This is a genomic window from Burkholderia sp. AU4i (assembly GCF_000466765.1).
In the GTDB taxonomy this organism is placed as follows: domain Bacteria; phylum Pseudomonadota; class Gammaproteobacteria; order Burkholderiales; family Burkholderiaceae; genus Burkholderia; species Burkholderia cepacia.
Window position 1 is genome coordinate 1 of sequence record NZ_ASSI01000241.1, and the last position, 11,079, is coordinate 11,079.

The 11,079-nt window shown below is 68.1% G+C and carries 10 protein-coding genes; 4 read left to right on the forward strand and 6 right to left on the reverse strand.

The features are described from left to right. Positions 1–590 precede the first annotated feature (590 nt). Positions 591–1,448, reverse strand: coding sequence for a helix-turn-helix transcriptional regulator (locus L810_RS38625; RefSeq protein ID WP_021163571.1), 858 nt, complete (start codon positions 1,446–1,448; stop codon positions 591–593). Positions 1,449–1,543: 95 nt separating this feature from the next. On the opposite strand from L810_RS38625, the gene L810_RS38630 reads away from it, so the two are divergent. Next, a complete protein-coding gene (locus L810_RS38630; RefSeq protein ID WP_021163572.1) occupies positions 1,544–2,437 on the forward strand; it encodes an SDR family oxidoreductase in 894 nt (297 codons plus the stop codon). A gap of 57 nt (positions 2,438–2,494) precedes the next feature. Here the strand turns inward: L810_RS38630 and L810_RS49435 are convergent, their stop codons facing one another. Then, complete coding sequence (locus L810_RS49435) at positions 2,495–2,626, reverse strand: hypothetical protein (protein WP_021163573.1); 132 nt, start codon at positions 2,624–2,626, stop codon at positions 2,495–2,497. Between the two features lie 80 nt (positions 2,627–2,706). On the opposite strand from L810_RS49435, the gene L810_RS38635 reads away from it, so the two are divergent. Beyond that, a complete protein-coding gene (locus tag L810_RS38635) occupies positions 2,707–5,697 on the forward strand; it encodes an amino acid adenylation domain-containing protein (protein WP_042978033.1) in 2,991 nt (996 codons plus the stop codon). Positions 5,698–5,759: 62 nt separating this feature from the next. Here L810_RS38635 and L810_RS38640 read toward each other — a convergent pair whose 3' ends face one another. The 3 genes from L810_RS38640 to L810_RS38650 all read right to left on the reverse strand — a co-directional run bounded on the left by L810_RS38640 (position 5,760) and on the right by L810_RS38650 (position 8,440). Continuing rightward, on the reverse strand, positions 5,760–7,139 hold the full coding sequence (locus L810_RS38640; protein WP_021163576.1) for an FAD-containing oxidoreductase: 1,380 nt from the start codon (positions 7,137–7,139) through the stop codon (positions 5,760–5,762). A gap of 208 nt (positions 7,140–7,347) precedes the next feature. Beyond that, positions 7,348–7,926: a hypothetical protein gene (locus L810_RS38645; RefSeq protein ID WP_021163577.1), complete on the reverse strand. Its 579-nt coding sequence runs from the start codon at positions 7,924–7,926 to the stop codon at positions 7,348–7,350. A 49-nt stretch (positions 7,927–7,975) separates the two neighbouring features. Beyond that, positions 7,976–8,440, reverse strand: coding sequence for a GNAT family N-acetyltransferase (locus L810_RS38650; RefSeq protein ID WP_021163578.1), 465 nt, complete (start codon positions 8,438–8,440; stop codon positions 7,976–7,978). 147 nt (positions 8,441–8,587) lie between these two features. On the opposite strand from L810_RS38650, the gene L810_RS38655 reads away from it, so the two are divergent. Continuing rightward, complete coding sequence (locus L810_RS38655; RefSeq protein ID WP_021163579.1) at positions 8,588–9,226, forward strand: LysE family translocator; 639 nt, start codon at positions 8,588–8,590, stop codon at positions 9,224–9,226. 79 nt (positions 9,227–9,305) lie between these two features. Here the strand turns inward: L810_RS38655 and L810_RS38660 are convergent, their stop codons facing one another. Then, the gene (locus tag L810_RS38660) at positions 9,306–10,517 is read right to left on the reverse strand and encodes a DUF1444 family protein (RefSeq protein WP_021163580.1); all 1,212 of its coding nucleotides are present in this window, start codon (positions 10,515–10,517) and stop codon (positions 9,306–9,308) included. 139 nt (positions 10,518–10,656) lie between these two features. Here L810_RS38660 and L810_RS49890 point away from each other — a divergent pair. Then, on the forward strand, positions 10,657–11,079 hold a 423-nt coding region (locus L810_RS49890; RefSeq protein WP_373453117.1), incomplete at its 3' end, for a DUF3348 family protein.

The following is an 11,079-nucleotide window of genomic DNA, read 5'->3' on the forward strand; positions in this document are numbered from 1 at the left end:
ACCACCGAGATCTACACTCTTTCCCTACACGACGCTCTTCCGATCTATCAGGCCGGCGCTGCCGCCCGTCCACAGGCGCGCGGTGCAGCCCGCCGCGATCAGCGCCAGCGCGACGGTCAGCGCGCGCTGCTCGCCGACGCGTCGCGCGAGCCCGACACCGGCTCCGGCGACGACCCCCATCAGCACGAACGGCAGCGTGGTCAGCAGCGCGGCCGCGCGAAAGCCGAGGCCCGTGTCGGCGCGCACGACGTCGAGCACGGGGCCGAACGCGGTCAGGAACGGGCGCAGGTTGAGGCCGGCCAGCACCAGCAGCGCGAGCGCGCCATGGGACACGGAAGCCGCATGCGGGCGGCGGACAGCTTGCGCGGTGCCGGGGTCGGACATCGGGATACTCCAGGGAGGGGCCGGTGGCCCTGTGATGCGATGCCGAAAGGGTAAGCGCGTGTTACGCCAGGTGAAAATTAAATATTCGACTGGGAATCAGTGCGGAATGCGATGGGGCGGCGCGGGGCGACGGGGACGGATGGGGGCCGCCGGCGGTGGCGGGCGATACGGCGTGACGGCACCTTCGTCAGATGAAACACGCACCGTCACGCGACGGGCATCTGCTCGGCGAGCGCTTGCGCGCGCGCGGCCACCAGCGTCCGGACGAGCGCGCGATCGGCCGCCGTTTCCGGCGTAAAGATCACGAGCGTCTGGTCGGGCCGGCCGCTCACGGCGAACGCCGAGTATTCGAGCGCGATGCGCCCGACGGCAGGGTGGTGGATCTCCTTGGTCCCTTCTTCGTGCGAGCGGACATCGTGGTCGCGCCACAGCGCGTCGAATTCCGCGCTCGCCGCGCGCATCTCGTCGACGAATGCCTGAACGGCCTGCGTCGCACCGCCGCGCGCGACGTCGGCGCGAAACGCGCCCACCGCGAACCGCGCGACGCGTTCCCAGTTCGCCTGCACGCGGCGCACGTGCGGATCGACGAAAATGAGCCGCAGGATGTTGCGCCGCTCCGGCGACAGCACGGTGTAGTCGGTCAGCGTCGCCGCTGCCGCGTCGTTCCACGCGACGACGTCCCACGTAGCCGAGCGCACGATCGCGGGGCTCGCGTCGAGCGAATCGAGCACGTGCTGCACGCGCGGCGATACATGGTCGGCTGCGTGATAGCGCACTTCCGGCAGGTGGCCGACGCCGATCAGGAACAGGTGCTCGCGCTCGGCGTCGTTCAGCAGCAGCGCGCGGGCGAGCCGGTCGAGCACGTCGGCCGACGGCGCACCGCCGCGCCCCTGTTCGAGCCACGTGTACCACGCGGTGCTCACGTGCGCGCGCTGGGCGACTTCCTCGCGCCGCAGGCCCGGCGTGCGGCGGCGCGTGGCCGGCAGGCCGAGCGCGGCCGGGTCGAGTTTCTCGCGGCGGGCCCGAAGGTATGCGCCGAGCAGGTTGTCGGGGGCGTCTGCCATAGCCTGTTAGTTCGTTTACCGGTAAACCGTCACGGCTTCACCGTGCACGGCGATCGACAGATAGTAAGCCTCCCTGCCATCCGGAGGTGTTGAACATGCGTGTCTTTGTTACTGGAGCGTCGGGCTTCGTCGGCGCGGCCGTCGTGGCCGAACTCGTTGCTGCCGGGCACTCGGTGCTCGGCCTCGCGCGGTCCGATGCGGCCGCGTCGTCGGTCGCGGCGGCCGGCGCCGATGTCCATCGCGGGTCGCTCGAGGATCTCGACAGCCTCACGCGCGGCGCCGAAGCCGCCGACGCGGTGATCCATACGGGATTCAATCACGACTTCTCGCGCTTCGCGCAGAACTGCGAGCTCGATCGCCGCGCGATCGAGACGATCGGTGCGGTGCTCGCGGGCTCGGCGCGGCCGCTGGTCGTCACGTCGGGCCTCGCGCTCGTCGCACCCGGGCGCGCGGCAACCGAGGACGATCCGCCCGTGCCGGTGTCGTCGACCTACCCGCGGGCGTCCGAAGCGACCGCGGCCGCGCTGGAAGCGCGCGGCGTGCATGCGTTGGTCGTGCGCCTGCCGCCGTCCGTGCACGGCGACGGCGATCACGCTTTCGTGCCGCGCCTGATCGCGTTCGCGCGGGAGAAGGGCGCGTCGGCCTACATCGGCGAAGGCGACAATCGCTGGCCGGCCGTGCACCGGCTCGACGCGGCGCGTGTGTACCGGCTCGCGATCGAGCGTGGTGCGGCCGGCGCGCGCTATCACGCGGTCGACGATACGGGGGTGCGGTTCAGGGACATCGCGGAAGTGATCGGCCGGCGGCTGAACGTGCCCGTCGTCGCGAAGACGGCGGCGGAAGCGGGCGAGCACTTCGGCTGGTTCGCGATGTTCGCGGGGATGGATGCGCAGGCCACGAGCGAGCGCACGCGTGCATCGCTCGACTGGGCGCCGACGCAGCCGGGGCTGCTGGCCGATATCGACCGGCCGCGGTATTTCGAAGGCTGAGCGGGGCGGCGGGCGTGCCACCGTATCCATACAAGTGGTACGCCCGCGTTGCAGCGTTCAGACCGTGACGACGATCTTCCCGACTTGCGCGCCGGCTTTCATGTTGCGATGCGCTTGCGCGATGACGTCGAATGCTTTGCCAGTCGCATCAAACATCTTCATCGTTTCGCCTTTCGTTTCAGCCGCCATCCGTCTCGTGCGCAGAATTGCTTTTTATTCATTCAAATCTATATTGGGATCTGTTCGTTTCGATGCGAGGAATCAAAACGATGACGACTCAATCGAATGTGCTCGAGAAATTTCAGATGTGTGCGGCCGTACGAGGAGACACGTCGGCCGTGGTGTCGGAGCAAGCGTGCCTGAGTTACCGCGAGCTGGATCGTCGGAGCGACGCGGTTGCAGGTGCATTGCGAGGCCGGGGCATCGGGCGCGGCAGCCTGGTGCCGATCGAGGCGGCGCGTAACGTCGACTTCATCGTCGGTATCCTCGGCATCCTGAAGGCCGGTGCGACGTATGTCCCGATCGACGAACGTTATCCCGACGCCCGCAAGGATCTCATCCTGCAGCAATGCGATGCGTCGCTGGTGTTGACGGCCCGCGCGACGCAGCGGGATGCGGCCGTTCCGTTCATCAGTGTGGCGGACCTGTCGGTGCGGCGGCCCGACCGGGACAACGCGTATGCGACGCAACCCGCCGATGCGCCGGAGGGCGCGATCTACGTGATCTTCACGTCCGGTTCCACCGGCGCGCCGAAAGGCGTCATCGTCGAGCATGCCGCCGTGGCCACACTCGTCGGCTGGCACAACGCGCGTTTTTCGATGAATGCCGAAAGCCGCGCGACGCTGATGGCGGGCCTCGGCTTCGATGTATCGCAGTGGGAAATCTGGTCGGCTCTCTGCGCGGGGGCGACGCTGTTCCTGCCGGACGACGAAACGCGTTTCGACGCCGATGCGCTCGTCGGCTTCTTCACCCGTCACCGGATCACGCATGCGTATGTTCCCACCGTGATGGTGGCCGACGTGGTGGGTGTCGGCCAGCCGGCGGACCTGAAGCTCGAGTATCTGTTCACGGCCGGCGAAAAGCTGGATCCGGTCGATACCGATCGAGTCAGTTACACGGTGGTCGATTACTACGGGCCGACCGAAGCGACGATCTTCGCGACGTATCACGTCGTTCCGAGCGCGACGCTTGGCCGTCCGGCATCGATCGGACACCCGGTCGGCAATACCGAGATCCTGATCCTGAACGATGCGCTGGAAGCGGTGGCGGAGAACGGCGTCGGCGAGATCTGCATCGGCGGGGCAGGCCTGGCCCGCGGCTACCTGAACAACCCTGCGTTGACTCGCGAGAAATTCCGTCCGCATCCGCAACGGCCGGACCGGATCCTCTATCGCACGGGCGATCTCGGGCGCCGGCTGAACGACGGCTCGATCCAGTTTCTCGGCCGTCTGGACGATCAGGTCAAGATTCGCGGCAACCTGGTCGAGCTGAGCGAAATCCAGGCGGTGCTCGCCAGAGCGGACGTGGTACGCAAGGCGCTGGTGCTGGCGTTGCCCCGCATCGCCGGAACCGGCAAGGAACTGGTTGCGTTCGTCGTGCCGGCTGATTCCGCCGTGCCGCCCGAGCAGGTCGTCGACGCGCTGAAGGCAAGCGTGCGGCAATACCTGCCGGATTACATGTGGCCCGTCGGTCACGTGCTGCTCGACGACATCCCCGTGACGGCGAACGGCAAGACCGACCGGGCCGCGCTGCAGCAGCGTTACCACGACGAACTGCGCAACCGGACCGAGCAGGACTCGTATACCGCCGTCGAGCGGATCGTGATGGATGCTTTCGTCGCGCTGACCGGCCATGCGTCGTTTCGCAAGACCGACAGTTTCTTCGACATCGGCGGCAATTCGCTGCTGACGGCGAAGCTTGCCAGGGCGCTGTCGGATGCCGCGGGCACGAAGATGCTGATCCGTGACGTCTACGAGCACTTGTCGGTGGAAGGGCTCGCAGGCGAGATCGAGCGGCGTGTCGCGGCGGCGCTCGAGATCGACCGTGAGCCCGTTTATGCGCTCTCGAACGATATCCGCGTGCCGGCGCAGGCGGATTTCAGTGGCGCCTTCGACGTCGCGCTGCTGGCGCGCCCGCGCACGATTCTGCTGACGGGTGCCACGGGGTTCGTCGGCGTTCATTTGCTGGCCGAACTGCTCGCGACGACGTCGGCGATCGTGCATTGCCTGGTGCGTGCGGAAGATGCCGCCGCGGGACGTGCGCGGATCGACGAAAAGCTGCGCGCCTACGACGTGAACCTCGGGCCGGACGAGCGATCCCGCATCCGCGTGTGGGCGGGTGATATCACGCAGGCGCACTTGGGGTTGGACGAGCGGCGCTACGCGGCGCTGGCGGACGAAATCGACATCGTTTACCACTCGGCTGGCGCGGTCAATTTCATCCAGCCGTATTCTTTCATGAAGAAGATCAACGTGGACGGCCTGACCCAGATCCTCGCTCTCGCCGGGTACAGGCGCACCAAGGCGCTGATCCTGCTGTCGACGATCTCGGTGTACAGCTGGGGGCATCGCTTCACCGGCAAGGCCATGATGACCGAAGCGGACGACATCGATCAGAACCTGCCGGCGGTGCTTGAGGACATCGGCTATACGCGCAGCAAATGGGTGATGGAAAAAATGGCCGACCTGGCGGCGCAGCATGGCCTGCCGCTGATGACGTTCCGTCTCGGCTACGCGACGTTTCACGGCGAGACCGGCGTCAGCGCCGATTATCAATGGTGGGGGCGGCTCGTGAAGACGTGCATGGCGCTCGGCACCGTGCCCGACCTTGAGGACCTGCGCGAAGGGCTCACGAGCGTGGACTACATGACGAAAGCGCTTGCGTGGATTTCCCGCAATCCGGCGGCGCTGGGACGGAAATTCAACCTGATCAATTCGCCCGAGGCCAACCTGACGCTTCGGGAGTTCTTCTCGAGGCTGGAACGCTACTTCGGCTTGCGGTTCCGGGTCGTGCCGTTCCGCGAATGGCGCGATGCGTGGAAAACCGATATCGACGCACCGCTCTATCCGCTATTGAGCCTGTTCGATGACAACATTCGCGACGGGATGTCCACGGCCGAGCTGTATCAGAACAATTACGTGTGGGACTGCCGCAACGTGATCGAATTTCTCGAAGGCAGCGGCATCGCGCAGCCGGCATTTTCCCGCGAGCAACTGGCGCGGTACATGGAACGGTCGATCGGCCATCGGGTTGCGGGGTGAGCGCGACAACCGCATACCGCTCGCCTCCCGCGCGACGTCGGTGCACCGCCGCCCGCCGCCCGTCATTCGACCGGATGCAGGTCCTGCAATAGCGTCGGCACGAGCTCCGACACGGTCGGGTGGATGTGCATCGCGCGGCTGATCGTCGTGTACGGCGCTCCTGCGGGCATCACGTCGAGCATCCCGTGCACGACTTCGTCGCCCGTCACGCCGAGGATCGACGCGCCGAGGATCGCGTGGCTGTCCGCGTCGACGATCACTTTCATGAAACCCAGGCTCTCGCCTTTTTCCACTGCACGGCCGACGCGCGTCATCGGCCGCGTGCCGACGAGCAGCCGGCGGCCGGTCTGCTTCGCTTCCGCGAGCGTCATGCCGACGCGGCCGAGCGGCGGATCGACGTACAGCGCGTACGCTGCGATGCGATCGGACACCTTGCGCGGATCGTTGTCGAGCAGGTTGGCCGCGACGATCTCGTAGTCGTTGTACGCGGTGTGCGTGAACGCGCCGCGCCCGTTGCAATCGCCGAGCGCCCAGATGCCGGGCACATTCGTGCGCAACTGTTCGTCGACCTCGATGTAGCCGCGCGCGTCGGTCGCGACGCCCGCGCGGTCGAGCCCGAGATCGTCGGTGTTCGGCACGCGTCCGACCGCGAGCAGCAGGTGCGAGCCCGCGACCTCGCGGCCGCCGCCCGTGCAGTCGAGGCCGACCGCAATGCCGCTGCCGTCGCGCCGCGCGCTCAGGCAGGTCGCGTCGAGCTGCACGTCGATCCCTTCGTTTTCGAGGATCTCGCGCACCGCCTGCGACACGTCTTCGTCCTCCCGCCGGATCAGGCGCGAACCCTTCTCGACGATCGTGACCTTCGACCCGAAGCGGCGATACATCTGGCCGAACTCGAGCCCGATGTAGCTGCCGCCGACGATCACGAGATGCTCGGGCAGGAAGTCGACGTCCATCATCGTCGAGTTGGTCAGGTACGGCACCGTTTCGAGGCCGGGCATGGCCGGCACCTGCGCGCGCCCGCCGACGTTGATGAAGATGCGCTCGGCTTCGAGCAGTGTGTCGCCCACGCGCACGGTGGTCGCGCCTTCGAAGCGCGCATGGCCCTGGATGACCGTCGCGTGTTCCAGCCCGCGCACCCACTGCTCGACACCCTGGTTCGAGCGCCCCGAGATCTGGTCCTTGCGCGCCTTCACGGCTTTCATGTCGACGGTGACGGGGCCGCCCACCGACACGCCGTATTCACCGGCGCGGCGCGCAAGGTGCGCGGCGTACGCGCTCGCGATCAGCGTCTTGGTCGGGATGCAGCCGGTGTTCACGCAGGTGCCGCCGAAGCGGCCGCGCTCGATGATCGCGACCTTCATCCCGGCGGCGGACAGCCGCGCGGCTAGTGGCGGGCCGGCCTGACCGGTGCCGATGACGATCGCGTCGAAGAGTTGCGTCATGACGTTCTCCAGTGCGGGTGCAGCGAGGGAGCGTAGGCGGGCGAGCCGCGTGCGAGGCCGGCGCAGGGTCGCGCGACGGCGAGCGCCTATGGTAGTCCTGTTGGCGTGCGCTCGCGAGCGGTGGCGGGGCGGGATGCGATGGCGTTTGACCGAAGCCGCATCCGCCGCCGCGCGACGCAACCGCTCGCGGCGCGTTGCGCCGGCCGCGTCAGTCCTTGCGTTGCCACTGACTGAACGACACCGGCCGGTGCGCGTCGGCGCGCGTGACGGTGACGTGGTCGGGCTGGTCGTCGAGCGGAAACGATTCGGTGACGATCCGGTTCGAAAACAGCCATCCGTGCGTGCGCGGGTCGTAGCGGAACGTCACATAGTCGCTCCAGTGCTGCCCGCACGCGACGAAGTTCTGCACGGTGAAATAGCGGCCTTTTATCGCGAAGCCGTTGTCGGCGGTATCTTCGGGATCGAACGGATCGCACTGGCCGCCTTCGTTCGCGCGCAGCACGACCTGGTCGTTGCGCGCGACGAGCCGGAATGCGTGGTCCGGTTGTTCCTCGAAGATCAGCAGCGGACGCGGCGATGGCTGCTCGCGCGTATCGACCGCCCGATGCACGACGACGAGCAAGCTGTGCCGCCCGTTGTCGAGATCCGGCCCGGCATGTGCGACGAGCGGCTGGAAGCCGGCAGGTAGCTGCGCGGCGACCGATTTCGGCAGGTCGCCGGCGCGGGCGTTGAACGAAAGCGCGGCGAGCAGCGGAAGGAGCACGAACGGCAGGCGGGAAGCACGCATCACGAGGTGTGCGGTCGAAAGGAAAAAAGAGGGGCCGATGGCGTGGATATTACAAGTCCCGCCCGAGAAACTCGGTGCCCGGCACCGGATTGAACGCGACAGGCGGCGCGGGCGTGAAGCGGAGCGACGCATACAGTTTCCTGGCGGCGACGAATTCGGGCAGCACGTCGAGGCACATCCGCGCATAGCCGGCTGCCTTCGCGTCGTGCAGCAGCCGTTCGACGAGCTGGCGGCCGACGTTCAGCCCGCGCGCGTCGGGACGCACATAGACGCGCTTCATTTCGCACGTCGTCGCGTCGATTTCGCGAAACGCCGCACAGCCCGCCACGCGCTCGCCTTGCCACGCGAGCAGCAGCCGCCCGCGCGGCGCCGCGTACTTGCCGGGCAGCGCGGCGATCTCTGGCTCGTAGTCCTGGAAGTCGAGGCTGACGGTCGGGCTCGCGATGTACTCGCGGAAGATCGCCTCGACGGCACGGGCGTCGTCGGGATAGCGGGCGGCGCGAATCTCGATCATGGGGGGCGCGAATCACGGGAAAGGGGCCAGCATAGCAGCGCAAAGTTGCTTTCGGCCATGCGCGAAGCGTGCCAAAATCAGCGGCTCGACCCTCGGAAACGACACGCAGGCGCCGGCGCTTCGGCGTCGCTTACCAAGGAGACTTCGATGACCGCATCGGCTGCCGTACTCGCCATCCTGGCTGCGCTGTTTCTCGGCGCGATGATTCCGGGCCCGAGCTTCGTGCTGGTTGCCCGCAATGCGATCGGGCTGTCGCGCCGCGACGGGCTGGCCACCGCGCTCGGCATGGGCATCGGCGGCATCGTGTTCGGCGGCGTCGCGCTGGCCGGGCTCTACACGCTGCTGCAGGCCGTCGAATGGCTGTACGTGGGCCTCAAGGTGGCGGGCGGCGCGTACCTGATCTACATGGCGTCGAAGATCTGGCGCGGCGCCGACCGGCCGATCGCGATGGACGATCCGCGGGCGATGGGCGGCGGCAGCGCGCGCAAGTCGTTCTGGACGGGCCTCACGACCCAGCTCAGCAACCCGAAGACGGCGATCTGGTACGGCAGCATCTTCGCGGCGCTGCTCCCGCAGCATCCGCCGCTGTGGTGCTATCTGGCGCTGCCGCCGCTCGTGTTCGGCGTCGAGTTCGGCTGGTACACGATCGTCGCGCTGTGCTTTTCCACGCGCCGGCCGCGCGAGCTCTACCTGCGCGCGAAGAAGTGGGTCGACCGCGTCGCGGCCGGCGCGATCACGCTGCTCGGGCTGCGGCTGATCCTGAACGCGCCGAAAGCGGGAATCTGAGCGCTTCCATTCCTGATCCGCATCGCACGGCGGCCGGCCATTCCAGCGGCCGGCCGCCGGCGCGCACCGCGCGTCGGCATCAGGCTTCGCTGAACCGCTCCAGCAGCGCCGCGAACCGCGTGTCGTCGGGAAACCCCTTCACTTCATAACGCACCGGGCGATGCCCGGTGGCCGTCATCAGGTCGCCGCACGTGTTCAGCAGCTCGGCCATCGGCACGTAGGCCGACTGTCCGGTCGACTCGCGATGGAGCGCGACGATATCCGTCTCGGGCAGCAGCGTGTGCACGCCGTCGCTCCATACGCCGACGCTGAACAGGCTGCCGTCCTGGCGCTTGTACACCGAGTAGGTCGCCACGAAAACGTCGGTGCCGTCGCGTTCATGCACGTCGTCGAGGAGCATCCGCTGATCCTGGTAGTCGCCCGCGAGCTCGCCGATGCGCAGCGCGGCCAGCTTCGTTTCGAGCCCTTCCGGCACGAAACGCCGCCACGCGGTGCCGTCCCAGCGCAGCATCAGCGGCGGCAGCGGGCGCGGCTGCGCCTGCGCCTGTTCGGCGAGGTCGACCATGGCGGCGAGCCCGGCCGGATTGCGGTCGCCGGTGAGCAGCAGCACCGCGCGGTTCGGCGCCATCACGACCGGCGCGCCGGCGATCGGCTGCCGGTGGAGCAGGTCGGTCAGCAGCAGCCGCGCCGCGTCGTAGGAATCGTTGAATTGCGACAGGAACACGCCGTTCGGCAGCGCGGCCCACGGCGCCGACGATTCGGCCCGCAGGTTGTCGATCGCGATCTCGCATGCGTCGTCGAACGAGATGCCCCATTTGTCGAGCGTCGAGGTCGGCAGGCGCGCGATGTTGAACTCGCCGTCGTACGCGATGCCGATCTCGATGTTCTCGCACAGCGGCCGGAATGCCAGTTCCGTTACGCCGGGCTGCCCGGCCAGTTGCAGCGCGGTCACGCCGCGCTCGGTCGCGCTGCGGATCACGGGCCGCAGCTTCGCACGTGCGGCGGAGAAATCCTCGGGGATCTCGTGCTGCATCATCGCGCTCGCCTGCCGTTTCAGCACGGTGTCGCGCTCGGACGGCTTCGCGGCCGCGTAGTCGCGGAACAGGTTGTGCAGGTTGATGATGTTCGACGGAGCATCCGACTGGACGAGACAGCCCTTCTCGTCCTCGTGGCGCCAGGTGCGCGTGTCGCCCGATGCGCGCAGCGTGGCGATCAGGCGTTCGGCGAAGGCCTGCGGGGTCGGCGGTTTGCCGAAACGGTCGCGCAGGCGCGTGACGAGGTTGGCAAGCATCGTGTGCGGTCGGGCCGGGCCCGTTTGTTGTCGTTGTGGGTCGGTGGCACCCGGTCTCGGGGGCGCAGCCCGCGGCCGGCACGCGTGGCCCGACGGGTGCTGAGATGGTAGCGCAACGCGGCGGGTCTCGGCGGCCCGAATGCGCAACCGGCGGGCGACGCAGTGGCGCGCAAGGGCGGCAGAACCGCCGCCGCCGCGGCCCTCGGCCGCCCGCCAAGCCTTGTGTGGCGGGCGTTCGCGAGTGCCGCACGCGCCACCGGGCGGCGGCGCTTCCCCGATTCTGGCGGTCGACCTCCCGGCGACGTGTAAACTGCTGCCTTTTTTGACGGTTTGCAGCATGGTGCAAGCACCTCCGCGCCCGGCGCTGAGCGGCCCGGCGCTCGTCCGGCTGCTCGCGCGCCTGGCCGATGCCGACGTCGCGGAATCCCGGCAGACGCTGTCCGACCGGCTGAGCCAGTGGCTCGGCTGGACCGACGCGATCACGCTGTCGTCCGCGCTGAATGCGAGCCCGCCCGGCGTCGCGGCCGGCGTGCGCGGCTACGACGCCGAGCGCGACTGCGCA